Here is a 23084-nt window from a genome sequence, read left to right as displayed (position 1 = left end):
AGGGGGTCCGGGCGGGCGGGTCAAGCAAGATGGCGGAGTGCGCTGCCGCTACTTCGCCTCCAGCGCATCCTGGCGCGGCAGCATGCCGGCAAGCCCGTTGATCAGGCCGGCGGTTTCGCGGTCCAGCTGGCCGTCGATCAGCGACGGCCGGTAGCGGCGCTGGAAGGCGGCCAGGGCTGCGGGCAGGTCGGTGATGTCATAGCCGATCTCGGCCAGCAGGAAGGCGGCCTCCATCACCGTGACGGGTGCTGCTTTCTGGTTCGGCTTCGGCCATAGGCCGAAGCCCTGCTGGGCCATGTATTTCCAGGGAAACAGCTCGCCCGGGTCCTGCTTGCGTGCCGGGGCCACGTCGGAATGGCCGACGATGCGGTGGGGAAGGATCCCATGCCGGACGCGGATTTCGGTACAGATCGACAGCAAGGCGGCGATCTGCGCATCGGGGAAGCCGCGATAGCCATGCTCGTGCCCCGGATTGACCAGCTCGATGCCGATGGCGGCGGAATTCACGTCGCGCTCCCCGGCCCAGCAGGCGGCGCCGGCATGCCAGGCGCGCATTGCCTCGTCCACCAGGCGGTGGCAGGTGCCGTCCTCGTCGATCATGTAATGCGCGCTGACCTCCGAGGCCGGGTCGCGCATCCGCTCCAGCGCCTCGGCGGCGCTCTTCATGCCGGTATAATGCAGCACCAGCAGGTCGGGCCGCCTGCCGTCGCGGCGCGGCCCGAAATTCGGCGAAGGGCTGTCGATGATGGTCACGACCGGGGCGCCGTCATGATCGTGGTCCCGCGGGCTGCGCCTGCTGTGGCCGGCGGATGGTGATGATGGCGACACCGCAGATGGTGATGGCACCGCCCAGCAGCTTCAGCAGGGTCAGGCCTTCGCCCAGCATGACGATTCCGGCCACCACGCCGAACATCGGGGCCAGCAGCGTGAAGGGCATGACCTGGTTCACCTGATAGCGGCTGAGCATCTTCATCCAGATACCATACCCGAAAATGGTGACGACGACCGCCATATAGGCAACCGCCCCCCAGCCTTTCCAGCCGGCGCCGGCAATGGCCTCCAGCTGCCCGTCCTCCAGCAGCCAGGAGCCGATCAGCAGCTGCGGCGCCGCGAACAAGGCCATCCAGCCGTTCAGCGTCAGCGCATCGACATCGGCGAGCTGCTTCATCTGGATCGCCGCCACCGCCCAGATCATCGAGCTGGTGAGGATCATGCCGAGATACAGGATGTTGCTGCTGGTCTGCGGTTCGCCGGCCAGCAGCACCACGCCGGCGATCGCCAGCGCCATGCCCAGCGCCCGGCGCCAGCCCAGCCGGTCCTTGAAGAAGATGGCGGCCAGCAGGGCGGAAAACGGCACCTGGATCTGCGCGGCGATGGCCGCGGTGCTGGCGTCCACCTGGCGCAGCCCGGTGAACATCAGCGCGAAATGCAGGAAGCCCAGCGACGCGCTGAGCATCAGCACCGGCAGCATCTTGTCGCGCGGCAGCCTTGTGAAGGGCACCAGGAACAGCGCCGTCAGCGCGAAGCGCAGCCCGACTAGCAGCAGCGGCGGCAATTCCTGCAGGCCCAGCTTGCTGACGCCGAAATTGGCACCCCAGACAGCCATGACGATGATGATGAGGGCGACATCGCGCAGGGTCATCGTCATGCGGTCTTCGTCTGCTCCAGCGCCTCGCGCGCGGCTTCCAGCTCCAGCCAGCGATCCTCCGACCGGGCGAGTGCCGCCTGCGCGCGTTCCAGCAGGGCGCTGGTCTTCTGGAAGCCGTCCGGGTCGCGGCGGAACAGGTCGGGATCGGCCAGCTTCTCCTCCAGCTTGGCGATCTCCGTGCCCAGCTTGTCGATCATGCCGGGAAGCTGGTCCAGTTCGCGCTGGTCCTTATAGCCGAGCTTGACCGCCGCCGCCTTCGGGCGCTCCTGCTTCGGCGTGGTTGCGGATTTCGCGGCTTTCGGCGCTTCGTCAGCGGGGGCCGGGCGCTGGGCCAGGTAATCGCGGTAGCCGCCGGCATATTCCGTCACCTTGCCCTCGCCCTCGACCGCCAGCATGGCGGTGACGGTGCGGTCCAGGAAGTCGCGGTCATGGCTGACCAGCAGCACCGTGCCCTCGTAATCGGCGATGACTTCCTGCAGCAGGTCCAGCGTCTCCATGTCGAGATCGTTGGTCGGTTCGTCCATCACCAGGAAATTATGCGGCTGGCTGAACAGCTTGGCCAGCAGCAGGCGGTTGCGCTCGCCGCCCGACAGGCTGCCGACCGGGCTGCGGAACTGGCGGTCCTGGAACAGGAATTCCTTCAGATAGGTCGCCACATGCTTGGGCTTGCCGTTGATGAAGACAGTGTCGCCGCCGGGCGCCAGCGTCTCCCACAGGCTGGTGGCGGGATTGAGCTGCTCGCGTTTCTGGTCGAAATAGGCGATCTCCACGCCGAAGCCGATCTTCACCCGGCCGCTGTCCGGCTTCGTCGCGCCGATCAGCATCTTCAGCAGCGTGGTCTTGCCGGCACCGTTCGGGCCGATCAGGCCGATGCGGTCGCGGCGCAGGATGCGGGTCGAGAAATCCTTCACCAGCAGCTTCTCGGTGCCGTCCGGCTGCGGGAAAGATTTGCTGATGTGGTTGGCCTCGATGATCGCCGTGCCGGCACCATCGGCGGTCTCCACCGAGACGGTCATGCGGCCGGACGGGCGGATGCGCTCGGCACGCTCCCGCCGATTGACCATCAGCGCCTTCACCCGGCCCATATTGCGCTTGCGCCGGGCGGTCAGCCCCTCGCGCAGCCATCGGGTTTCCTCGGCGATGCGGCGGTTCAGCTTCTGCGCCTGCATCTCCTCATCGGCCAGCAGCTTGTCGGCCCAGTCCTCGAAATGCGCGAAGCTCTGGTTGGTGCGCCGCAGATCGCCGCGCTCCAGCCAGTAGGTCTTCTGCCCCAGCCGCGTCAGGAAGGCGCGGTCATGGCTGACCAGCAGGATGCCACCGCGAAAGCCGGCCAGTTCCTGCTCCAGCCATTCGATGGTCGGCAGGTCCAGATGGTTGGTCGGCTCGTCCAGCAGCAGCACATCGGGGTCGGAGACCAGCGTGCGGGCCAGCGCCGCGCGCCGGCTCTCGCCGCCCGACAGGCGCTCGGTCGGCGTTTCCGGGGCAAGGCCCAGCTTGCGCACGACGGATTCGATCAGATGATCGCGTGGCGCATTGTCCTGCACCGGCGGCAGCCCCTCGGCGACATACTGGCCGACGGTGCTGCCTTTGGTGAAGTTCGGCTCCTGCTGCAGATAGGCGATGCGCGCGCCGGGCTGCCGGAAGCGTTCGCCGGAATCGATGTCGATGAGGCCGGCCAGCGCCTTCATCAGGGTCGATTTGCCGCTGCCATTGCGGCCGACCAGGCACAGCCGGTCGCCGATGGCCACGGGCAGGTCGGCATTCTCGAACACCGGATTGCCACCGAAGCTCAAACTGGCGCCGCGCAGTGCCACGATGGGGGGATTGCTCGCCATATTTATGACTGCCGGCCGGGAAGGGCCGTCCGTTTGCGAAGGCTCATTTCATCCCGCGATGTTTGCGGATGCGGTCATAGGCGGCATTGATCGCCGAGACCTTCTCGTTGGCGATCTCGATGAATTCCTGCGGCAGGCCCTGTGCCATCAGCCGGTCGGGATGGTTCTCGCGCATCAGGTCGCGATAGGTCTTCTTCACCGTCTCGTCATCGACGTCGGCGGCGATGCCCAGCACCGTGTAGGGATCGCCGGACGCCTCGCCGGTATGCTGGGCGCGGATCCGCTCGAAGGCGAATTCGTCGAAGCCGAAGATGCGCGCCACCTCCTTCAGATAGCTGATCTCGGCATCGTGCAGCCGTCCGTCCGCCTTGGCGATGTGGAACAGGCTGGCCAGCAGTTCCTCCAGCACCGGCGAGCCGGGCTCGAACAGACCCGCGATCTGCCGTGCATAGGGTTCGAAGCCGCGCGCGTCGCGCTTGGCCAGGTTGAAAACCCGGGCGACATTCTTGATCTCGTCGGGCGGGACGCGGAACACTTCCTTGAAGGCGCGGATCTCGCGCTCGCTGACGATGCCGTCCACCTTCGCCATCTTGGCGCCCAGCACGATCACGCCGATGGTGAAGGCGATCTTGCGTGTGCCATCTTCGTCGCGCTGCGGCGACGGCTCGACGGTGTCGATGGCGCGGATCTTGTCCACGGCATGGCCGGCCAGCGCGCCCAGCAGCGCGCCCAACGGTCCGCCCAGCGCGAATCCTGCCGCGCCGCCAATGATCTTGCCCCAAATGCTCATATATTTCGCTCAGTCTTCCGCTTTGCCCCGACCCTACCCAGAAATGCCGCAGGGCACCAGTACCGGTTGCCACGAGATACTCGTTGACATGGGCGCGCGGACACAACATTTATGTATCGTCTATTGTGCAGTGCAACATTGCTCCGCACAGCAACGTATCGCAGAAGCGACGATACGATACAAGCCGTCCGCCGGGCTTTGGCCTGAAGGATGGTCGCGGCCGCAAGGCCCAGGGAGGGTACCCGCAGCAGGTTAGGTGCCCCAATGATTGTTTACAGACGTCTCTGGCCGACCGATTCCACCGCTTACGCCGATCATCTGGCGCGGCTGACGCGCGAACAGCGCTATTACCGCTTCGGCGGCTTTGTCGATGACGGCTATCTCTCCAACAAAACCAAGAGCATCGACTGGCTTCGCTGCATCAGTTTCGGCTGTTTTGTCGATGGCGTGCTGCGCGGCGCCGTCTTCGTCATCCGCGCCCATAATGGCTGGATGGACGAGGCCGAGCTGGCGATCACCGTCGAGTCGGAATTCGAGGGGCGCGGCATCGGCACGCAGCTGATGCGCCGCGTCGTCACGCTGGCCCGCAATCGCGGGGTGCGCCGGGTGACTTTGTTCTGCCTGTCCGACAATCGCCGGCTGATGGCGCTGTCGCGCAAGTTCGACCCGAAAATGCGGTTCGATCATGGCGAAGCGGAGCTGACTGTCGATCTCGGCCTGCCCGACCAGATCAGCTATGCCCAGGAAGCCTTCGGGCTGATGGAAACCACGGTCGGCAGCTTCTTCGAGCAGCTCGGCGCGAAAGCGGCCTAGGTTCCCAGCATAGTTTCCCGGCAGGGGCCGGCAGGATAGGATGCCGGCCTTATCCGAGGAGGGATCATGCTGATCGTGTTCGGCGGGCTGCCGGGAACCGGTAAAACCACGCTGTCGCGCGCGCTGGCGGACCGGCTGCGGGCAGTCTATCTGCGCATCGACGAGGCTGAGCAGGCGCTCCGCGAGTCCGGCGAATTGTCGGGCGAGGTGCAGGCCGCCGGCTATCTGGCGGCGATGGCGCTGGCCCGCAGCAATCTGGAGATCGGCCATACTGTCATCGCCGACTGCGTGAACCCGGTCCCCGAAAGCCGCGACGGCTGGGCCGCTGTCGCCCGCACCGCCGGCGCCGGTCTGCTCCAGGTCGAAATCATCTGCTCCGATACGGCGGAGCACCGCCGCCGGGTGGAGGGCCGTGCTGCCGACATAGCGGGGCACCGGCAACCCGACTGGGCCGCCGTGCAGGCGCGCGACTACCGCCCCTGGCCGGAAGCCGATGTGGTGATCGACACCGCCCGGCTAACCCCCGAGGCGGCAATCGCCGGGCTGGTTAGCCTGGCCGTGCAGGACACGGCGCCATAGCCCCGCGTGTGACCGGCGTGACGGGGGGCGTGACGGGGGGCCGTGACAGGACCATGGGAAGTTGCTAGGTACGTTACCGCAGTGCGACAAGATCGCAGGATCGTAGCAGGGTGACGGAACATGGCGGCACAGATGATCGGCGCGGGCGAGTGGCAGTTCTGGATCGACCGGGGCGGCACCTTCACCGATATCGTGGCGCGCAAGCCGGATGGGTCGCTGGTCACCCACAAGCTGCTTTCGGAAAATCCCGAATCCTATGCCGATGCCGCGCTACAGGGCATCCGCGAGCTGCTGGGCCGCACATCCGAGGAGGATATCCCGGCGGAGCAGGTGGAGGCCGTGAAGATGGGCACCACCGTGGCCACCAACGCGCTGCTGGAACGCAAGGGCGAGCGCACGGCGCTGGCGATCACCAGGGGCTTCCGCGACGCGCTGCGCATCGCCTACCAGAACCGCCCGCATCTGTTCACCCGCAAGATCACCCTGCCGGAACTTCTGTATGAGCGCGTCGTCGAGATCGACGAACGGCTGACCGCCCAGGGCGAGGTGCTGACCAAGCTTGACCTCGAAGCGGCGCGCACGGATCTGCAGGCGATGTTCGACAGCGGCATCCGATCGCTCGCCATCGTGCTGCTGCACGGCTACCGCTACACCGACCATGAGGCGGCGCTGGAGAAGGTTGCGAAGGAGATCGGCTTCACGCAGATTTCCGTCAGCCATCAGGTCAGCCCGCTGATGAAGCTGGTCGGGCGCGGCGACACCACGGTAGTGGACGCCTATCTCTCGCCGATCCTGCGCCGCTATGTGGATCGCGTGGCGGGAGAACTGGGCGACACCCGCCTGATGTTCATGCAGTCCAATGGCGGCCTGACCGACGCCTTCCTGTTCCAGGGCAAGGACGCCATCCTGTCCGGCCCGGCCGGCGGCGTGGTCGGCTGCGTGAAGACCGCGCAGATGGCCGGCTTCGATCAGGTGATCGGCTTCGACATGGGCGGCACCTCGACCGATGTGTCGCATTTCAACGGCGAGTATGAGCGCGCCTTCGAGACCATGGTCGCCGGTGTGCGGATGCGCGCGCCGATGATGCGCATCCACACCGTGGCGGCGGGTGGCGGCTCGATCCTGTTCTTCGACGGATCACGCTTCCGCGTCGGCCCGGAATCGGCGGGCGCCAATCCGGGGCCGGCCTGCTATCGCCGCGGCGGGCCGCTGACCGTGACCGACGCCAATGTGATGGTCGGCAAGCTGCATCCGGATTTCTTCCCGCCGGTGTTCGGGCCGAAGCGCGACGAGAAGCTGGACGCCGATGTGGTGCGCCGGAAATTCACCGAAATGGCCGCCGAGATCGAGAAGTCGATGGGCGTGACGCGCACACCGGAGGAGGTCGCCGAGGGCTTCCTGAAGATCGCGGTCGAGAACATGGCGAACGCGATCAAGCAGATATCCGTGCAGCGCGGCTATGACGTCACGCGCTATGCGCTGAACTGCTTCGGCGGGGCCGGCGGGCAGCATGCCTGTTCCGTGGCAGATGCGCTGGGCATGAAGACCATCCTGATCCACCCCTTTGCCGGCGTGCTGTCAGCCTATGGCATGGGGCTGGCCGATTTGCGCGTGTTGAAGGAAAAGGCGGTCGAGGCGAAGCTGGCCGACGATCTTATCGCCGGCCTCGCCAGCCAGCTCGACGTACTGGCCGAGGAAGGCGTCGCCGAGATGCAGGGCCAGGGCGTAGAGGACGACCACATCAAGGTGCTGCGCAAGGTCCATGTGCGCTATGACGGCTCCGATACCGCGCAGGTGGTGGAGTTCGGCAGCCGGCAGGAGATCGCCGAGCGCTTCGTCGAGGCGCACAAACAGCTCTATGGCTTCTCCATGGAAGGCAAGGGCATGGTGGTGGAGGCGCTGTCGGTCGAGGTGATCGGCGTCACCGATTCCGCCGAGGACCCGGTGCTGGAATCCGGCAGCGGTGTGTTGCCGGCGGCCAAGGGCAATCTGCCGATGTATTGCGGCGCGGAGCGCCACGACACCCCGGTCTATGACCGCCTCGACCTCTTGCCGGGCTGCATTGTCGATGGCCCGGCCATCGTCACCGACGCTAATGCCACCACGGTGGTGGAGCCGGGCTGGCAGGCCGAGGTCACGACCCGCGATCATATGGTGCTGCGCCGGGTGAAGGCGCTGCCGACCCGCGTCGCCATCGGCACCCAGGTCGATCCGGTGATGCTGGAAGTGTTCAACAATCTGTTCATGTCGATCGCCGAGCAGATGGGCGTGACGCTGCAGAACACCGCCTATTCGGTGAACATCAAGGAACGGCTGGATTTCTCCTGCGCGATCTTCGACGAAGAAGGCAATCTGATCGCCAACGCGCCGCACATGCCGGTGCATCTGGGATCGATGGGCGAGAGCGTGCGCACCGTGGTGCGCGAGAACCCGGATATCCGGCCCGGCGATGTCTATGCGCTGAACGCGCCCTATAATGGCGGCACGCATCTGCCGGACGTCACCGTCATCACCCCGGTGTTCGACGAGGCCGGCCGGAAAATCCTGTTCTATGTCGCCTCGCGCGGCCATCACGCCGATATCGGCGGCACCACGCCGGGCTCGATGCCGCCGGATTCGGTGACCGTCGATCAGGAAGGCGTGATGATCGACAATTTCCAGCTGGTCGATAAGGGCGCCTTCCGCGAGAAGGAGCTGGTCGCCCTGCTGACCGGCGGGAAATATCCGGTGCGCAACGTGACGCAGAATGTCGCCGATCTTCAGGCGCAGATCGCCGCCAACGAGAAGGGCGTGGCCGAGCTGCGCAAGATGGTCGGGCATTTCGGCCTCGACGTGGTCATGGCCTATATGCAGCACGTCCAGGACAATGCCGAGGAGCAGGTGCGCCGCGTCATCGGCGTGCTGAAGGATGGCAGCTTCGCCTATGAGATGGATGATGGCAGCGTCATCAAGGTGACGGTTTCCATCGACCGCGAGAAGCGTTCGGCGAAGATCGACTTCACCGGCACCAGCCCGCAGCAGAAGACCAACTTCAACGCGCCCTCCGCCGTGTGCAAGGCCGCCGTGCTGTATGTGTTCCGCACGCTGGTCGATGACGATATCCCGATGAATGAGGGCTGCCTGAAGCCGCTGGAAGTCATCATCCCCAAGGGCTCGATGCTGAATCCGAACTACCCGGCCGCCGTGGTCGCCGGCAATGTCGAGACCTCGCAATGCATCACCGATGCGCTGTATGGCGCGCTCGGCGTGATGGCGGCGGCGCAGGGCACGATGAACAATTTCACCTTCGGCAACGAGACCTACCAGTATTACGAGACGATCTGCGGCGGCTCCGGCGCCGGGCCGGATTTCGACGGCTGCAGCGCCGTCCACACGCATATGACCAACAGCCGCCTGACCGACCCGGAGGTGCTGGAATGGCGCTTCCCGGTGCTGGTCGAGGATTTCCGCATCCGCGAGGGCTCTGGCGGCGCCGGGCTGCACAAGGGTGGCGATGGTGTGGTTCGCCGCATCCGTTTCCGCGAGGCGATGACGGCGGCCATGCTGTCCGGCCATCGCCGCATCCCGCCTTACGGCATGGCCGGGGGCGAGGAAGCGAAGACTGGCCGCAACGCCGTCGAGCGCACCGACGGCACCGTGGTCGAGCTGAAGCACACCGACCAGATCGAGATGAAGCCGGGCGACGTATTCATCATCGAAACGCCGGGCGGCGGCGGCTACGGCAAGAAGAAGGCCTAGTCGGCGGGGGTAGGGAGCACTTCAGACGGAATCGCTAAATGTAGTATGTACTGAGGATACGAGCCCTAGATATTGCGCAAACGTTCTGATTGAAGGAACCTACCCGCCAGTTCACGATAGCTGCATGAACTTCCGGGACTTCCTGCGTATTCTTGAAGCGAACGGCTTCGAACTGGCCCGCCAGCGGGGCAGTCACCGGACTTATCGCGGCATGGTGAATGGGGAAACCAAAATTGTCGTGGTCGCCTGCACCCGCGAGGGCGACGAGGTCAAGCAGGGTACACTAGGCTCAATGATCCGCCAGAGTGGATTGCCGAAATCGCTGTTCCGCTGATCAGGCGGCCATCGGCAGGGTGAACTCCGCCGACGCGGTCCGGCCTGTCAGGCTGTCCGACAGGACATTGCGGATCGCATAGCCGAGAAAGCGCAGGCGTGACGGCAGCGGGGCCGGCCTGTTCAGGAGGCGCCGCCGATCCTGTTCCGGAAGATCGGCGACGGTTTCCAGATAAAGCGTGACGGCGTCCTGCAGCGCGGCATAGACATCCTCGAAGCTGTCGCCCTGCACGGCGATGTCGAGGTCGAGGCAGGTCGCCTCCCACCCATCGCCGCTTTGTTCCGCATGGCACCTGAGAAGCCGTGTCATCAATTCCTACCGCTTTGGCCAAAATCCTATCGAATATATTCGGCATCGCTGGTGGCTTTAGCAAGGCCCATCCCTACGATGTCTTCACCGTGTCGGGCAAGGCCGTCACCTGGCGGTCGAGCGGCTTGGCCGGGGCGCATCAGAAAAGCCACCTTTTTCCCCGATCTGGTACTTCACAGGACGCAGCACTCGTGTATAGTGCGGCCCCGTTTGCATGGAGGCGCAATGCAGATTCGTGACGCGCTGACCTTCGACGACGTGCTGCTCGAGCCGGCAGAGTCGCGGGTCATGCCCACCGAGGTGGACACCCGTACCCGTCTCACCCGGTCCATAGAGCTTGGTATCCCCCTTATTTCGTCCGCCATGGACACCGTGACCGAGGGCCGGCTGGCGATTGCCATGGCGCAGGCCGGCGGCATCGGCGTGATCCACCGCAACCTGTCGATCGAACGGCAGGCCGAGGAGGTGCGGCGGGTCAAGAAATTCGAATCCGGCATGGTCATCAATCCGGTGACCATCGACCCCGACGCCACGCTGGGCGAGGCGCTGGGCCTGATGGCGCAGCACCATATCTCCGGCATTCCCGTCGTCGAGCAGAAAACCGGCAAGCTGGCCGGCATCCTCACCAACCGCGATGTCCGCTTCGCCCGCAACACGGCGCAGCCGGTGCGCGAGCTGATGACGAAGGACAATCTGATCACGGTCCGCGAGGGCATCGAGGGCGAGCAGGCCAAGGAATTGCTGCATCGCCATCGCATCGAGAAGCTGCTGGTGGTCGATGACGCCTATCGCTGTATCGGCCTGATCACGGTCAAGGATATGGAGAAGGCGCAGCTCTATCCGACGGCCACCAAGGACGGCAAGGGCCGCCTGCGCGCCGCCGCCGCCGTCGGTACCGGCGACGAGGCGTTGGCCCGGGCCGAGGCGCTGTTCGACGCCGAGGTCGATGTGCTGGTGGTCGATACCGCGCATGGCCATTCGCTGAAGGTGATCGAGGCGGTCGGCAAGGTGCGCAAGCTGTCCAACTACACCCAGGTCATCGCCGGCAATGTGGCGACGGCGGAAGCCGCCAGGGCGCTGATCGACGCCGGTGCCGACGCGGTGAAGGTCGGCATCGGGCCGGGCTCCATCTGCACCACCCGCATCGTTGCGGGCGTCGGCGTGCCGCAGCTGACCGCGATCATGGACACCAGCGCCGTGTGCCGCGAGGCGGGCGTGCCGGTGATCGCCGATGGCGGCATCAAGTTCTCCGGCGATCTGGCCAAGGCCATCGCCGCGGGCGCCAATGTCGCGATGATCGGCTCGCTGTTCGCCGGCACCGACGAAAGCCCGGGCGAGGTGTTCCTCTATAATGGCCGGTCCTACAAATCCTATCGCGGCATGGGGTCGGTCGGCGCCATGGCGCGCGGCTCGGCGGACCGCTATTTCCAGCAGGAAGTGAAGGACACGCTGAAGCTGGTGCCCGAAGGCATCGAAGGCCAGGTGCCCTACAAGGGGCCGCTGGGCGCCGTGGTGCATCAGCTGGTCGGCGGGCTGAAGGCGGCGATGGGCTATACCGGCAGCCAGACCATCGAGGATCTGCAGGCGAATGCCCGTTTCGTGAAGATCACCAATGCCGGCCTGCGCGAGAGCCACGTCCATGACGTGACCATCACCCGGGAGGCGCCGAACTACCGCAGCGAAGGCTGAGCACGGTGGGGGAAGGGAGCATCGGCAGGACAACGTGACCGACAGCGGCCAGCACCATATCCTGACTGTCCGCGTCGCCGAGCTGGACGATGCGACCGGAGTCGCGCGCGTCCAGCTGCGCAGCCTGATCGGTCGGCCTGTCCCGGACGAGCTGTTCGAGGATTTCGCCGATGTCCGCGCCGCCGCCTTCTGGGGCGAGGTGATCGAGAGCACCAACAATATGGTGCTGATTGCCGCGCTGGTGCCCCCGCCAGCGCCCGCACCTGCACCCGGCACGCCGCCGCAGCAACCCGCGAAAGACGACAAACCGGCGGACGAGACCATCGTCGGCTTCATCGCCTTCGGCCCGCCTCGCTCCGAGGAGGATGTGGCGCTGGACGCGGAAATCTACGCCATCCATACCGATCCGGGCCGCCGCCGCCAGGGCGTGGGCCGCCGCCTGCTGGCGTCGGCCTTCAAGGCGATGGCAGCGGTCGGCCAGCTGTCCGTGCGGGCCTGGGCGCCGTCGGACAATGAGCCGGCGGAGAGCTTCTATCTGCGCTTCGGCGCCGCCCCCGGCCAGCGCATCCCCTCGCAGATGGGGACGCCGTTCGGCGAGGAGGAAATACCGGAAACCGCCTATGACTGGATCGATGTGCGCCGCGTGATTCCGCGCCTCGACAGCCCGCTCGACAGGCCCCACCACAGATCGCCAGAAAAGCCGCCAGAAAAGCCACAGGAAAAGCCGCAAGGCGGACCTGCCGGCAGCCCCACGCAAGAAAGTTGAGAACGAGCCCGCCATGACAGACCGCATCCTGATTCTCGATTTCGGCAGCCAGGTCACGCAGCTCATCGCAAGGCGGGTCCGCGAGGCCGGCGTCTATTGCGAAATCTTCCCGTTCAACGTCGATCCCGCGCGCATCCGCGACTTCGATCCCAAGGCGATCATCCTGTCCGGCGGGCCGGCCAGCCCGGCGGAGGAAGGCAGCCCGCGCGCGCCGCAGCTGGTGTTCGACATGGGCGTGCCGCTGCTCGGCATCTGCTATGGCCAGATGACCATGGCGGCACAGCTTGGCGGCACGGTGGAGAGCGGCCATCACCGCGAATTCGGCCGCGCGCTGCTCGACGTGCAGGCGCCCTCCGGCCTGTTCGAGGGCTTCTGGGGGGTGGGCGAGAAGCACACGGTGTGGATGAGCCATGGCGACCGCATCACCAAGCTGCCGCCCGGCTTCCAGGTCAAGGGGCTGTCGCAGAACGCGCCCTATGCGCTGATCGAGGACGAGGCGCGGCACTATTACGGGCTGATGTTCCACCCGGAGGTGGTGCACACCCCGGACGGCGCGAAGCTGATCCATAATTTCGTGCTGAAGGTGGCGGGCTGCAAAGGCGACTGGACGATGGCCGCGTTCCGCCAGCAGGCGGTGGAGGCGATCCGCAAACAGGTCGGCTCCGGCCGCGTGATCTGCGGGTTGTCGGGCGGCGTCGATTCCTCGGTGGCGGCCCTGCTGATCCACGAGGCGATCGGTGACCAGCTGACCTGCGTGTTCGTCGATCACGGGCTCATGCGCCTGAACGAGGCGGAAGAGGTCGTGACCATGTTCCGCGACCACTACAACATCCCGCTGGTGCATGTGGACGCCAGCGACACCTTCATCGGCGCGCTGGAAGGCCAGAGCGACCCGGAGCTGAAGCGTAAGACCATCGGCAAGCTGTTCATCGACGTGTTCGAGGCCGAGGCGAAGAAGATCGGCGGCGCCGATTTCCTGGCCCAGGGCACGCTCTACCCGGATGTGATCGAGAGTGTGTCCTTCACCGGGGGGCCGAGCGTGACCATCAAGTCGCACCATAATGTCGGCGGCCTGCCCGCGCGCATGAACATGAAGCTGGTGGAACCCTTACGCGAGCTGTTCAAGGATGAGGTGCGCGCGCTGGGCCGCGAGCTGGGCCTGCCCGACCGCTTCGTCGGCCGCCACCCCTTCCCGGGGCCGGGCCTCGCCATCCGCTGCCCCGGCGGCATCACGCGGGAGAAGCTGGATATCTTGCGCCAGGCCGATGCCGTCTATCTCGACGAGATCCGCAATGCGGGGCTGTATGATACGATCTGGCAGGCCTTCGCCGTGCTGCTGCCGGTGCAGACCGTGGGCGTGATGGGGGATGGGCGGACCTACGAGTTCGTCTGCGCGCTGCGCGCCGTCACCTCGGTCGATGGCATGACCGCCGATTTCTACCATTTCGACATGGAATTCCTGTCGCGCGTCGCCACCCGCATCATCAACGAGGTGAAAGGCGTGAACCGCGTGACCTACGACATCACCTCCAAGCCCCCGGGAACAATCGAGTGGGAGTGAGGGGAGCGAAAGCGGCGGCGTTAATCGAAAAGATGGGCGACTTGTCAGTAAGACAAGATCGACTTATGAGGTGGGAACGTACAAAGGGTTAATGAGCAAGATGGTCTTCCCCCTTGTGGTGGAATTTGAGGCGAAACTATCTTGAGAGCGATGTTCGGGGGGGCATATGGCGACTAAACCGAAGATGACCGCCGCTAATGACGCGTCTTTGCCCGACATCGCTAATATTTCGCCGACGTCTAAAGAGTTAGTGATCGGTGTTGTAGGCCACGCTGGTGCAGGAACATCCACAGCGGGTAAGCGTATTTGCGTTATGCTGGAGGAAGCTGGTTACACAGTTGTACCGGTTAAGCTAAGCAATCTAATTATACAAATTTTGGATCCTAAGCTTCCAGAAATCGTAGAGGGTGCGAACGAGGGTTTGACGCGCTTTCAGAGAGCTTCTGAGCTACAAAATCTCGGCGATAAATTACGCAAAGATTATGGTGGGCATGCCTTGGCTGTCGCCGTCATCACTAAAATCAAGGCTGCTCGGGGAGAAGCTACGCCGGGTGAGAGCAAACTTGCCTTTGTACTTGACTCGCTCAAGCATCCTGAGGAGGTGCATCTCTTGCGGCAGGTGTATGACCTCTCGTTCCGGCTGGTCGCGGTTCATTGTGACGAGTCCAAGCGCGAAAAGCGCTTGATTGGAACGAAGGTCCAAGGCGTGAAGTATGGGGGAGTTCCTCGGGAAAAAGTTGTCAACTTTATGCGGCGCGACGCGAAGGACGACGAACACAAGTATGGGCAACGCGTTCGCGACGCCTTCCATCTCGCGGATTTCTTTCTCGACAATACGAGCGACTCGCCCAGTGGAGCGGCGATGAATGTCGACATTGATCGGTTCATTCATTTATTGCTTGATGAGCAATTGGTTCGTCCAACGAGCGGTGAACGCGCGATTTATCACGCTTATGCGGCCTCTCTTCAGTCTGCATGTCTTTCGCGTCAGGTTGGTGCCGCTCTTATGTCGCCTGATGGGACACTTATTGCCACGGGGGTTAACGACCCCCCTAAGTTCGGTGGGGGGATATACGATGGCGATTCCAATCCAGACAATCGTTGTTTCGCTTGGGAGTTTGATTCCGAGAAAGGAACGTTTATCGGCTGCCATAATGATCGAAAAAAGCACGAGCTCTACGAGAAGATTGCCATGTGGATGGCCGAGAATCTTTCTGATGACATCGCCAAACAGCTCGTGCCGCTAGATGAAGTGATGGGAAAAGATCTGGCTGCGGAATCGAGAGAAACGGTTTCGGCTAAAGTTAGTGACGTGTTGACTTCTGTGTCATCTAGGCTCCGTGATATGCCTGGCGTTAAGGATGCAATCGAATATTCGCGTGCAATACACGCTGAGATGACGGCGCTATTGGCGGCAGCCCGTTCGGGTGCAAAGACCGTCAATTCATCACTCTACGTAACAACTTATCCGTGCCATAATTGCGCTCGGCATCTCGTGGCGGCCGGCGTGTCACGCGTTTACTTTATCGAACCTTATACTAAAAGCCTCGCCTGCGAACTCCATTCCGATGCTATAGTAAGCGAATTGCCAGCCTTCGGTTCTGGATCGGAGCAAGCTCGGGCTCAGACCAAGATGGCGGTCGTTCCATACACTGGTGTTGGCCCACGGATGTATGAAGATTTTTTCGTCAAGCGGGGTGAGATCAAAGAATCGAATGGTCGATATGCACCTAAGAGGGGAGGAGTGCCCTTCTATGCGGTTAGGCTGCGCGAGCTAGATGCTGTAGAGCGTGAGGCAGTCAAACTGATTCCAGAATTTGAGACTAAGGCTCATGTCGATGCGGGAGAATAACATACTGAGCTTCCCTATCACATCGGCCTCGAAGAATGAGCTTTCGGAACGTGTGATAGTAGATGGACTTCATCCTCAGCAGCTCGATCTTTTCACTGGAGCTTATGAGAAGATCGCATCTATTGTATTCGTAACTTTGGATAATATAGATCAGAATGTTCTTTTGGGCGTTCTTGCTAAAAATTCCATTAAGACGATAATCGATTTACGTGGTAGGCCGGTTTTCCCTAAGCCACATTTTGATCATAAGTTTATCATGAGTTATTTTCATCATCGGTCGATGAACTATATTGAAGCTGTTATGTTACGATTAAATTCTTTCGAGCCTAAACCGCTAGGGCGAGTTGGTGGCCTCGACCAGTTCGAGCAGTGGTTTTCTGATGAGAGAATTTCCGGCATGACGGCTTGCATTGTGGACTCCTCTGCGGTTGAGAGAGGTGTCGTTGCCGCTTTTCGCAATAGCGTTGCTGACCGCAGGGGAAGGTTGGTTGAGATTCATCCCCGCTCACTCACCTAAACACAGTTAGATAATACTCAGAAATTGAGTTTTGCATTTCACACCCCCACCTCATCCACCAGCCGGGCGAGTTTATCCGGGTTGCGGGTGATGTAGATGGCGGCGATGCGGCCGTCGCGTATGTCGAAGGCGGTGGTCTGCAGGATGCCGTCGCGTTCGCGGCTGAGATAGCCGGGCAGCCCGTCGATGCGCAGCGGGCGCAGCAGCACGATCTGCTCGGGGCTGTATTTACGCCGCAGGCCGGCATAGAGGCGCAGGATGCGCGCCAGCCCGATGATCGGGTTGTGGAAGGCGATCACCTTGCCGCCGCCATCGGCGTGCAGCACCGCCTCCTCGGCCAGCAGGGCGCTCAATGCCTGCACATCGCCCTTCGAGGAGGCATCGAAGAAGGCGCGGGCCAGCCGCTCGCCTTCCTCCCGCCCGACCGCGTAGCGCGGCCGGGCTTCGCGCACATGCCGGCGGGCGCGCGCGGCCAGCTGGCGCACGGCGGCCGGCTCGCGTTCCAGCGTCGCGGCGATCTCGCCCAGCGGCACCGCAAACACGTCATGCAGCGGGAAGGCGGCGCGCTCCAGCGGCGACAGCCGCTCCAGCGCCAGCATCAGGGTCAGGGTCAGCTCGTCGGCGCGGGGTTCCTCTTCCGGCGGTTCGGCGACCGGCTCCGGCAGCCAGGGGCCGATATAGGTCTCGCGCCGTGCGCGGGCGGATTTCAGCGCATCCAGGCACAGCCGGGTCACGATGCGGCTGAGATAGGCCGCCGGCTCTGCGACGCTGCTGCGGTCGGCGGCCTGCCAGCGCAGCCAGGCCTCCTGCACGATATCCTCGGATTCCGCGCGGGAGCCCAGCATGCGGTAGGCGAGACGCAGCAGCCGCGGCCGCTGCGCCTCGAACGGGCCGGTGAGGGCGGCCTGATGGCTCAAGCGGCCGCCTTATCCACCGGATGCGCGGCGCGGAAGCCGACCTGCAGCCGGTTCCACACATTGATGGCGCCGATGGCGATGGTCAGGTCCACCTGTTCCTCCTCGCTGAACTCGGCCTTTACCAGAGCGTAATCCTCGTCCGGTGCGCCGGTTTCGGCAAGCAGGGTCAGCGCGTCGGTCCAGGCCAGGGCGGCGCGCTCGCGCGTTGTGTAGAGCGAGGATTCGCGCCAGGCGTTCAGCATGTAGAGGCGCATCTCACTCTCGCCGGAGGACCGCAGCCAGGTCGAATGCATGTGGATGCAGAAGGCGCAGCCATTGATCTGCGAGGCCCGCAGCTTCACCAGCTCCAGCAGCCCATGGTCGAGGCTGCATTTCGACAGGGCCCCCTCCAGCGCCACCATGGCCTTGATCGGGCCGGTGCCGAGGCCGTGCGGATTGTTCAGACGCGGTGTCATCTTTCGCTTCCTTCTCGTCAGGTAAACAGGGTCGATGCCTGCTTGACGAGACAGAGGGGCGGAATGTGACACGCGCGCCCGAACTTTTTTTTTACTCCGCCCCTTTATTCGGCGGCGCTACGCTTCGGCAGCACCCAGTTGGCGCGCGGGAAGTGGCAGGTATAGCCGTTGGGGATGCGCTCCAGATAATCCTGATGCTCCGGCTCGGCCTGCCAGAAATCGCCGGCCGGCTCCACCTCCGTCACCACCCTGCCGGGCCACAGGCCGGAGGCGTTCACATCGGCGATGGTGTCCAGCGCCACGCGCTTCTGCTCCTCGCTCAGATAATAGATCGCCGAACGGTAGGAGGGGCCGACATCATTGCCCTGGCGGTTCGGCGTCGTCGGATCGTGGATCTGGAAGAAATATTCCAGGATGCGGCGGTAGCTGGTGATGGCCGGGTCGAAGACGATCTCGATGCCCTCGGCATGGCTGCCATGGTTGCGGTAGGTTGCGTTCGGCACGTCGCCGCCGGTATAGCCGACGCGGGTCGAGAGGATGCCGGGCTGCCGGCGGATCAGATCCTGCATGCCCCAGAAGCAGCCGCCGGCCAGAATTGCGGTTTCGGTCATGTCAGCTCTCCTTTACCTGGTCGAGATACTCTTCATAGCCCTCTTCCGCCATGCGGTCGCGCGGGATGAAGCGCAGCGATGCGGAATTGATGCAGTAGCGCAGGCCGCCGCGGTCGCGCGGCCCATCCTCGAAGACATGGCCGAGATGGCTGTCGCCATGGGCGGAGCGCACCTCGACGCGGACCATGCCGTGGCTGGTGTCGCGCAGCTCCGCCACATGCGCCGGTACGATGGGTTTGGTGAAGCTGGGCCAGCCGCAGCCCGATTCGAACTTATCGGAGGAGGCGAACAGCGGTTCCCCGGACACGATATCGACATAGAGGCCGGGTGCCTTGTTGTCGTTGTACTCGCCGGTGAAGGGGCGTTCGGTGCCGTTCTCCTGCGTCACCCGGTACTGTTCGGGCGTCAGCCGGGCGATGGCTTCCTTGGTCTTGGCGTAGCTCATCTCATCCTTCCGCCGCTGGTGGTCGATGTCCTTGATATGGGGTGTGCGGCGGCGATGTGCAGGGGCGCAAAAGGGGGCGTAAAAAGACGGGAACCGGCAGGGCCGGCTCCCGCCCCTTATGGACTCAGTTGCCGGTCAGAGCGCCTTGCCCCATGTCCCGCGGAAGCAGAACTCGGCCATCGGCTTGCGCACGCGCGGCGCGGTCTCGCGCTGGGCGATCTCCTCCGGCAGGCTCGCCGCGTCGCCCAGCCCGCCGATGGCGAACATGGTCAGCGCGCGCCAGCCTTCCGGCAGCCCGGCATGCTCCTGTACCTTCTCCGGCAGGAAACCCGCCATCTGGTGCACATACAACCCCTCGGATGCTGCCTGCAGGGTCAGGTAGGCGACCGCCTGGCCGACATCATATTCGGCATGCGGGTTGCGCGTGCCGTCCGGCCGGTTCTCGTTCACCAGGGCGACGCCCAGCAAGGCGGCGTTGCGCGCCCAGGGCAAATTGCCCGGCTTCAGATAGGTCAGCGTCTGCGCGAAGCTGGCGCTGCCGGCCTCGTCGATGATGAAGCCCCAGGGCTGGATGTTGCTGGCCGAGGGCGTCCAGCGCGCGGCCTCCAGCAGGGTCAGCACGGTGTTCGCCGGGATCGCGGTGTTGGTCAGGGCGCGCGGGCTCCAGCGCTCCTGCATCAACGGCAGGATCGGATGATCGACGGGCGCTTTGCGGTTCGACATGGTGGCTCCTATGGATTTGGGGAGGCGGCACTTGTTGCCGCCAATGCATGGGTAGCCAAATACGATATTAAGCGCGCCGAGGGAATAGCGCTTGTCTGGCGGTTACAGCCGCAGGGCGCGGCGCACCCGCTCGCCCAGCAGCTTCAGCCGCGGCACCGGCTCGTTGGCATAGACGAAGCGGATATAGTGCGCCCCGTGCCGTTCGCCCCAGCCGGCCATGGCGGTGGCGCACACGCCTTCCTCCAGCAGCCGCTGCGACATGGTCTCGCCATCGATGTCGAAGTCGCTGACACGCAGCAGCAGCGACCAGCCGCCGCCCGGCACGCCGGCCGGCAGACCCTTCAGTTCCTCCAGCACGGTGTCGCGCCGGGCCTGAAGCTCCGCGACATAGGGGGCAAGGGTGGTGCGGGAGCGGTCCAGCGCGATGGCGGCGGCGTCCTGGGCGATGCCGACCGGCACCACGACATTGGCCAGCGAGACGGCGATCAGGTCGGGCATGAAGGCTTCCGGCGCCACGGTCCAGCCCACCCGCCAGCCGATCATGCGCAGCTCCTTGGCGGAGGAACCGACGGTGATGGTGCGCGCCGCCATGCCGGGCAGGCCGGCGGGATGGATCACCGGGCGGTTGTCATAGACCAGCCGCTCCATCGCCGTGTCGAGGATCAGCAGCAGATCGCTGGCGACGCACAGGCTGGCGACCAGATCCCAGTCGCCGGCATCGAGGCAGCCGCCCGACGGCATCGAGGGCGACATCAGCAGCATCGCCGTCACCTTCGGGCCGATGGCGGCGCGCAGCGCATCCCGGTCCAGCCTCCATTCACCGCCCGGGGTGAAGGTGAAAGGCACGAATTTCGGCACGCTGCCGGCCAGCCGCACGCGGTTGATCAGGCCGGCATAGGTTGGGTCGGTGACGATCACCTCGTCGCTGACTTCGATGGTGGCCAGCAGCGCATTCAGGATGCCGGACAGGCCGCCGGCGGAAATCACGCAATTGCGCGCGCCGCTATAGGGCACGCCCGACAGGTCGGAGACATGGCGCGCCGCGACGTCGCGCAAATGGGCCTGGCCGATGAAGGGCAGATAGGAATTGTCGTCATCATGGGCGGCGGCCTTGCGGGTACGCTCCACCGCCTCCGGGTCGGGCGGGATATCGACGTCCAGATTTTCCAAGCGCAGGAAATCCTTGCCTGACATGTCGGCGATTGCTCCCATACGGTCCACGCCGATGCCGGCGATATGCTGCAGACGGGAAGGGCGCTTGCGGGTCATGGCTATTTCTCCAAATAATAGATAATCTATAAAATCATGAAGAACGCATTGCATCAAATGGATATCGCGGACGGCAATTCCGTTGCCGGCCGTATCGCGCAGGCGCTGGCGGCCCGCATCGTGTCGGGCGACTTGCCGCCGGGCGCGCCGGTCCGGCAGGACCATGTGGCGGTCGAATTCGCCGCCAGCCATGTCCCGGTGCGCGAAGCGTTCCGCCGGCTGGAGGCGCAGGGGCTGCTGGTCAGCCTGCCGCGGCGCGGCGTGCGGGTGGCGCCTCTGGACCCGGCAATGGTGCGCGAGGTGACGGAGATGCGCGCGGCACTGGAGGCGCTGGCGCTGCGCCATGCCGCGCCGAACCTGTCGGCAGCGGATCTGGAGCTGGCGGAACGCGCGCTTGCGGAGATCGAGAGCAGCGACCGGATCGAACTGTGGGAGGAGGCGAACCGCCGGTTCCACCGCCTGCTGGCGGCACCCTGCGGCATGCCGCGCCTGCTGTCCGCCATCGACGATCTGCAGCGCACGGCGGCGCGGTTCCTGTTCGCCACCTGGCGCGATCTGAGCTGGCAGCCGCGCTCGGAAGCCGAGCATCATGCCATTCTGGCGGCGCTGCGCGCGGGCCGGGCGGATGAGGCGGAGGAGCTGATGCGCCGGCACATACTGGAGGCCGGGGCGGCGCTGCGCCACCGGCTGGAAGCCTCGGACCGCTAGCCGATATCCGCGCCGCGTTCTTCCAGCAGGGCACGCAGGACGGAGCGATGGCAGTGCGCCTCCTCCTCGCAATAGCAGCCGAGCGAGAAGCTGGCGCCTTTCGACAGGGCGGCCAGCAGGTCGAGCGTGCGACGGGCGGCGGATTCCTCCATCTCCTTGCGGAAGGCCTGCACGAAATCGGCCCATTCCTTGTCCGTCTCCGCCCCGCGTGCCTTGGCCACCAGATCGGCGCTGGGCGAGAGTTCGGGATACCAGACATCGAACCAGTCATCGGCGGCATAGCGTTCCTTACGCACGCCGCGCGGCAGCCGGCGCACCGCACCGATGCGTGTGCCCTCATCCGGCAGCCGGGGTGATCCCAGCCGGACGATGCGGATGGTCATTCGGAGCCTCCCTCTCCGTTCAGCGCCGTGCGCAGCTTGTCGAGGCCGGATTTCAGCGCTGTCAGCTCCGTCGGCGTCATATCGAGGGCCGCGCCGATCCGGGGCGGGATGCAGCGGGCCTCGGTGCGCAGCGCCTGGCCGTCCCCGGTCAGGGTGATCAGCACCCGGCGCTCGTCGGCGGGGTCGCGGGTACGGGCGATGCGGCCGGCGTTCTCCAGCCGCTTCAGCAGCGGCGTCAGTGTGCCGGAATCGAGAAACAGCCGCTCGCCGATCTGCGTGACGGTCAGCCCGTCGCGCTCCCACAGCACCAGCATCACCAGATATTGCGGGTAGGTCAGGTCCAGCTTTTCCAGCAGCGGCCGGTACAGCCGGTTGAAGGCGTGCGCTGTGGAATAGGCGGCAAAACAAAGCTGCTGATCCAGCCGCAGCATGTCCGCTTCTGGCGCTGCCGTCTTTTCGTCCCGTTTCGCGTTCATGCTTTCTGCCTCTGTCCTCAACCCTCCTTCATTAGGGAAGCCGGCTGAGGATGGCAAGGGTTGCTGGCAAATAAATTGTGCAAAATTATATTGGACACAATATAAATGACGCCCTATGTTCCTGTCATCAGACGGGTATCGAACAGGCATTCCCGATAATTCAGGCGAAAGGAGAGACATCATGAAAATCCTCTACACCACGGAAGCAACCTCGACCGGCGGCCGTGACGGCAAGTCGGCCACCAAGGACGGTACCCTCTCGGTCAAGCTGAACACCCCGAAGGAGATGGGCGGCGGCGGCGGTGACGGCACCAACCCGGAGCAGCTGTTCGCTGCCGGTTATTCGGCCTGCTTCCTGGGCGCGCTGAAATTCGTCGCCGGCAAGGAGAAGGTGAAGGTGCCGGAGGATACCAGCGTCACAGCGGCGATCGGCATCGGCCCGCGCGATGACGGGCAGGGCTTCGGCATCAAGGCCGACCTCACCATCGCCATTCCGGGCCTCGACCGGAAGACCGCCGAGGATCTGGTGCAAAAGGCGCATGTCGTGTGCCCGTACTCGCATGCGACCAAGGGCAATATCGAGGTCTCGCTGACGGTGGCGTAAGCACTGTCCGTTGCAATGACGAAAGGCCCGTGTCCTATGGCGCGGGCCTTTTTGCGTGCGTG

At 64.4% G+C, this 23084-nt stretch carries 24 protein-coding genes; 11 read left to right on the top strand and 13 right to left on the bottom strand.

Going from position 1 to position 23084, the window contains the following annotated elements; translation table 11 throughout:
• Window positions 1-48: 48 nt before the first annotated feature.
• Genes BKM74_RS14335 through BKM74_RS14320 form a run of 4 tightly spaced genes read right to left on the bottom strand, consistent with a single transcriptional unit; the run spans window position 49 to window position 4273 of the window.
• The gene (locus BKM74_RS14335; protein ID WP_086466400.1) at window positions 49-753 is read right to left on the bottom strand and encodes an N-acetylmuramoyl-L-alanine amidase; all 705 of its coding nucleotides are present in this window, start codon (window positions 751-753) and stop codon (window positions 49-51) included.
• 13 nt (window positions 754-766) lie between these two features.
• Window positions 767-1648 carry a DMT family transporter gene (locus BKM74_RS14330; protein ID WP_086466399.1) on the bottom strand — a complete coding sequence of 294 codons (882 nt, stop codon included), beginning with the start codon at window positions 1646-1648 and terminating at the stop codon, window positions 767-769.
• The gene (locus BKM74_RS14325) at window positions 1645-3483 is read right to left on the bottom strand and encodes an ATP-binding cassette domain-containing protein (RefSeq protein ID WP_086466398.1); all 1839 of its coding nucleotides are present in this window, start codon (window positions 3481-3483) and stop codon (window positions 1645-1647) included. Before BKM74_RS14325 ends, BKM74_RS14330 begins: the two co-directional genes overlap by 4 nt.
• Window positions 3484-3526: 43 nt before the next feature.
• Window positions 3527-4273 (bottom strand): TerB family tellurite resistance protein, encoded by a 747-nt coding sequence (locus BKM74_RS14320; protein ID WP_086466397.1) that lies wholly within the window; start codon window positions 4271-4273, stop codon window positions 3527-3529.
• A gap of 264 nt (window positions 4274-4537) precedes the next feature.
• On the opposite strand from BKM74_RS14320, the gene BKM74_RS14315 reads away from it, so the two are divergent.
• The 4 genes from BKM74_RS14315 (at window position 4538) to BKM74_RS14300 (ending at window position 9737) form a co-directional block, all read left to right on the top strand.
• Window positions 4538-5086 (top strand): GNAT family N-acetyltransferase, encoded by a 549-nt coding sequence (locus BKM74_RS14315; RefSeq protein ID WP_176342547.1) that lies wholly within the window; start codon window positions 4538-4540, stop codon window positions 5084-5086.
• A 66-nt stretch (window positions 5087-5152) separates the two neighbouring features.
• Window positions 5153-5665, top strand: coding sequence for an AAA family ATPase (locus BKM74_RS14310; protein WP_086466395.1), 513 nt, complete (start codon window positions 5153-5155; stop codon window positions 5663-5665).
• Between the two features lie 120 nt (window positions 5666-5785).
• Complete coding sequence (locus tag BKM74_RS14305; RefSeq protein ID WP_086466394.1) at window positions 5786-9403, top strand: hydantoinase B/oxoprolinase family protein; 3618 nt, start codon at window positions 5786-5788, stop codon at window positions 9401-9403.
• Between the two features lie 124 nt (window positions 9404-9527).
• Window positions 9528-9737 (top strand): type II toxin-antitoxin system HicA family toxin, encoded by a 210-nt coding sequence (locus tag BKM74_RS14300; RefSeq protein WP_086466393.1) that lies wholly within the window; start codon window positions 9528-9530, stop codon window positions 9735-9737.
• Here the strand turns inward: BKM74_RS14300 and BKM74_RS14295 are convergent, their stop codons facing one another.
• Window positions 9738-10046 carry a type II toxin-antitoxin system HicB family antitoxin gene (locus tag BKM74_RS14295; protein ID WP_086466392.1) on the bottom strand — a complete coding sequence of 103 codons (309 nt, stop codon included), beginning with the start codon at window positions 10044-10046 and terminating at the stop codon, window positions 9738-9740.
• 225 nt (window positions 10047-10271) lie between these two features.
• Here BKM74_RS14295 and guaB point away from each other — a divergent pair, with 225 nt between their 5' ends.
• From guaB to BKM74_RS18560, 5 genes are all read left to right on the top strand, one after another.
• Window positions 10272-11735 (top strand): IMP dehydrogenase, encoded by a 1464-nt coding sequence (gene guaB / locus BKM74_RS14290; protein WP_086466391.1) that lies wholly within the window; start codon window positions 10272-10274, stop codon window positions 11733-11735.
• A gap of 34 nt (window positions 11736-11769) precedes the next feature.
• Entirely contained in the window at window positions 11770-12501 is a 732-nt protein-coding gene (locus BKM74_RS14285) for a GNAT family N-acetyltransferase (protein ID WP_086466390.1), read from the top strand.
• A gap of 13 nt (window positions 12502-12514) precedes the next feature.
• Window positions 12515-14062, top strand: a complete 1548-nt coding sequence (gene guaA / locus BKM74_RS14280; protein WP_086466389.1) for a glutamine-hydrolyzing GMP synthase — start codon at window positions 12515-12517, stop codon at window positions 14060-14062.
• 166 nt (window positions 14063-14228) lie between these two features.
• Window positions 14229-15914 (top strand): anti-phage dCTP deaminase, encoded by a 1686-nt coding sequence (locus BKM74_RS14275; protein ID WP_086466388.1) that lies wholly within the window; start codon window positions 14229-14231, stop codon window positions 15912-15914.
• Window positions 15895-16431 (top strand): hypothetical protein, encoded by a 537-nt coding sequence (locus BKM74_RS18560; protein ID WP_140056093.1) that lies wholly within the window; start codon window positions 15895-15897, stop codon window positions 16429-16431. The genes BKM74_RS14275 and BKM74_RS18560 overlap by 20 nt, the downstream gene beginning before the upstream one ends.
• 38 nt (window positions 16432-16469) lie before the next feature.
• Here the strand turns inward: BKM74_RS18560 and BKM74_RS14270 are convergent, their stop codons facing one another.
• The 6 genes from BKM74_RS14270 to BKM74_RS14245 all read right to left on the bottom strand — a co-directional run bounded on the left by BKM74_RS14270 (window position 16470) and on the right by BKM74_RS14245 (window position 20851).
• On the bottom strand, window positions 16470-17348 hold the full coding sequence (locus BKM74_RS14270) for a sigma-70 family RNA polymerase sigma factor (RefSeq protein ID WP_086466387.1): 879 nt from the start codon (window positions 17346-17348) through the stop codon (window positions 16470-16472).
• The gene (locus BKM74_RS14265; RefSeq protein WP_086466386.1) at window positions 17345-17803 is read right to left on the bottom strand and encodes a carboxymuconolactone decarboxylase family protein; all 459 of its coding nucleotides are present in this window, start codon (window positions 17801-17803) and stop codon (window positions 17345-17347) included. Before BKM74_RS14265 ends, BKM74_RS14270 begins: the two co-directional genes overlap by 4 nt.
• A 104-nt stretch (window positions 17804-17907) precedes the next feature.
• Window positions 17908-18414 (bottom strand): peptide-methionine (S)-S-oxide reductase MsrA, encoded by a 507-nt coding sequence (gene msrA / locus BKM74_RS14260; RefSeq protein ID WP_086466385.1) that lies wholly within the window; start codon window positions 18412-18414, stop codon window positions 17908-17910.
• Between the two features lies 1 nt (window position 18415).
• Window positions 18416-18859 (bottom strand): peptide-methionine (R)-S-oxide reductase MsrB, encoded by a 444-nt coding sequence (gene msrB / locus BKM74_RS14255; RefSeq protein ID WP_086466384.1) that lies wholly within the window; start codon window positions 18857-18859, stop codon window positions 18416-18418.
• A 135-nt stretch (window positions 18860-18994) separates the two neighbouring features.
• A complete protein-coding gene (locus BKM74_RS14250) occupies window positions 18995-19582 on the bottom strand; it encodes a nitroreductase family protein (protein ID WP_086466383.1) in 588 nt (195 codons plus the stop codon).
• A 102-nt stretch (window positions 19583-19684) separates the two neighbouring features.
• Window positions 19685-20851 carry a pyridoxal phosphate-dependent aminotransferase gene (locus BKM74_RS14245; RefSeq protein WP_086466382.1) on the bottom strand — a complete coding sequence of 389 codons (1167 nt, stop codon included), beginning with the start codon at window positions 20849-20851 and terminating at the stop codon, window positions 19685-19687.
• 57 nt (window positions 20852-20908) lie between these two features.
• On the opposite strand from BKM74_RS14245, the gene BKM74_RS14240 reads away from it, so the two are divergent.
• Window positions 20909-21559, top strand: coding sequence for a GntR family transcriptional regulator (locus tag BKM74_RS14240; protein ID WP_086466381.1), 651 nt, complete (start codon window positions 20909-20911; stop codon window positions 21557-21559).
• On the opposite strand, the gene BKM74_RS14235 is transcribed toward BKM74_RS14240, so the two are convergent.
• Both BKM74_RS14235 and BKM74_RS14230 read right to left on the bottom strand, forming a co-directional pair.
• On the bottom strand, window positions 21556-21942 hold the full coding sequence (locus BKM74_RS14235) for a DUF488 domain-containing protein (RefSeq protein WP_086466380.1): 387 nt from the start codon (window positions 21940-21942) through the stop codon (window positions 21556-21558). The genes BKM74_RS14240 and BKM74_RS14235 overlap by 4 nt on opposite strands.
• Complete coding sequence (locus tag BKM74_RS14230; protein ID WP_217895493.1) at window positions 21939-22418, bottom strand: MarR family winged helix-turn-helix transcriptional regulator; 480 nt, start codon at window positions 22416-22418, stop codon at window positions 21939-21941. The genes BKM74_RS14235 and BKM74_RS14230 overlap by 4 nt, the downstream gene beginning before the upstream one ends.
• Before the next feature lie 181 nt (window positions 22419-22599).
• On the opposite strand from BKM74_RS14230, the gene BKM74_RS14225 reads away from it, so the two are divergent.
• Window positions 22600-23022 (top strand): organic hydroperoxide resistance protein, encoded by a 423-nt coding sequence (locus BKM74_RS14225; protein ID WP_086466379.1) that lies wholly within the window; start codon window positions 22600-22602, stop codon window positions 23020-23022.
• Window positions 23023-23084 lie beyond the last annotated feature (62 nt).

The organism is Oceanibaculum nanhaiense (assembly GCF_002148795.1).
GTDB lineage: Bacteria > Pseudomonadota > Alphaproteobacteria > Oceanibaculales > Oceanibaculaceae > Oceanibaculum > Oceanibaculum nanhaiense.
The sequence above is the reverse complement of the archived record's forward strand: the minus strand, read 5'-3'. Positions and strand labels throughout refer to the sequence as shown.

What these genes read in the sequence shown, in the direction of transcription:
- BKM74_RS14250 (WP_086466383.1), bottom strand. Translation starts at nt 19,582, where the DNA reads ATGTCGAACCGCAAAGCGCCCGTCGATCATCCGATCCTGCCGTTGATG.
- BKM74_RS14240 (WP_086466381.1), top strand. Translation starts at nt 20,909, where the DNA reads ATGGATATCGCGGACGGCAATTCCGTTGCCGGCCGTATCGCGCAGGCG.
- BKM74_RS14225 (WP_086466379.1), top strand. Translation starts at nt 22,600, where the DNA reads ATGAAAATCCTCTACACCACGGAAGCAACCTCGACCGGCGGCCGTGAC.
- BKM74_RS18560 (WP_140056093.1), top strand. Translation starts at nt 15,895, where the DNA reads ATGTCGATGCGGGAGAATAACATACTGAGCTTCCCTATCACATCGGCC.
- BKM74_RS14245 (WP_086466382.1), bottom strand. Translation starts at nt 20,851, where the DNA reads ATGACCCGCAAGCGCCCTTCCCGTCTGCAGCATATCGCCGGCATCGGC.
- BKM74_RS14320 (WP_086466397.1), bottom strand. Translation starts at nt 4,273, where the DNA reads ATGAGCATTTGGGGCAAGATCATTGGCGGCGCGGCAGGATTCGCGCTG.
- msrB (WP_086466384.1), bottom strand. Translation starts at nt 18,859, where the DNA reads ATGAGCTACGCCAAGACCAAGGAAGCCATCGCCCGGCTGACGCCCGAA.
- BKM74_RS14265 (WP_086466386.1), bottom strand. Translation starts at nt 17,803, where the DNA reads ATGACACCGCGTCTGAACAATCCGCACGGCCTCGGCACCGGCCCGATC.
- BKM74_RS14305 (WP_086466394.1), top strand. Translation starts at nt 5,786, where the DNA reads ATGGCGGCACAGATGATCGGCGCGGGCGAGTGGCAGTTCTGGATCGAC.
- BKM74_RS14295 (WP_086466392.1), bottom strand. Translation starts at nt 10,046, where the DNA reads ATGACACGGCTTCTCAGGTGCCATGCGGAACAAAGCGGCGATGGGTGG.
- BKM74_RS14315 (WP_176342547.1), top strand. Translation starts at nt 4,538, where the DNA reads ATGATTGTTTACAGACGTCTCTGGCCGACCGATTCCACCGCTTACGCC.
- BKM74_RS14230 (WP_217895493.1), bottom strand. Translation starts at nt 22,418, where the DNA reads ATGAACGCGAAACGGGACGAAAAGACGGCAGCGCCAGAAGCGGACATG.
- guaA (WP_086466389.1), top strand. Translation starts at nt 12,515, where the DNA reads ATGACAGACCGCATCCTGATTCTCGATTTCGGCAGCCAGGTCACGCAG.
- BKM74_RS14300 (WP_086466393.1), top strand. Translation starts at nt 9,528, where the DNA reads ATGAACTTCCGGGACTTCCTGCGTATTCTTGAAGCGAACGGCTTCGAA.
- BKM74_RS14235 (WP_086466380.1), bottom strand. Translation starts at nt 21,942, where the DNA reads ATGACCATCCGCATCGTCCGGCTGGGATCACCCCGGCTGCCGGATGAG.
- guaB (WP_086466391.1), top strand. Translation starts at nt 10,272, where the DNA reads ATGCAGATTCGTGACGCGCTGACCTTCGACGACGTGCTGCTCGAGCCG.
- BKM74_RS14325 (WP_086466398.1), bottom strand. Translation starts at nt 3,483, where the DNA reads ATGGCGAGCAATCCCCCCATCGTGGCACTGCGCGGCGCCAGTTTGAGC.
- msrA (WP_086466385.1), bottom strand. Translation starts at nt 18,414, where the DNA reads ATGACCGAAACCGCAATTCTGGCCGGCGGCTGCTTCTGGGGCATGCAG.
- BKM74_RS14275 (WP_086466388.1), top strand. Translation starts at nt 14,229, where the DNA reads ATGGCGACTAAACCGAAGATGACCGCCGCTAATGACGCGTCTTTGCCC.
- BKM74_RS14330 (WP_086466399.1), bottom strand. Translation starts at nt 1,648, where the DNA reads ATGACGATGACCCTGCGCGATGTCGCCCTCATCATCATCGTCATGGCT.
- BKM74_RS14310 (WP_086466395.1), top strand. Translation starts at nt 5,153, where the DNA reads ATGCTGATCGTGTTCGGCGGGCTGCCGGGAACCGGTAAAACCACGCTG.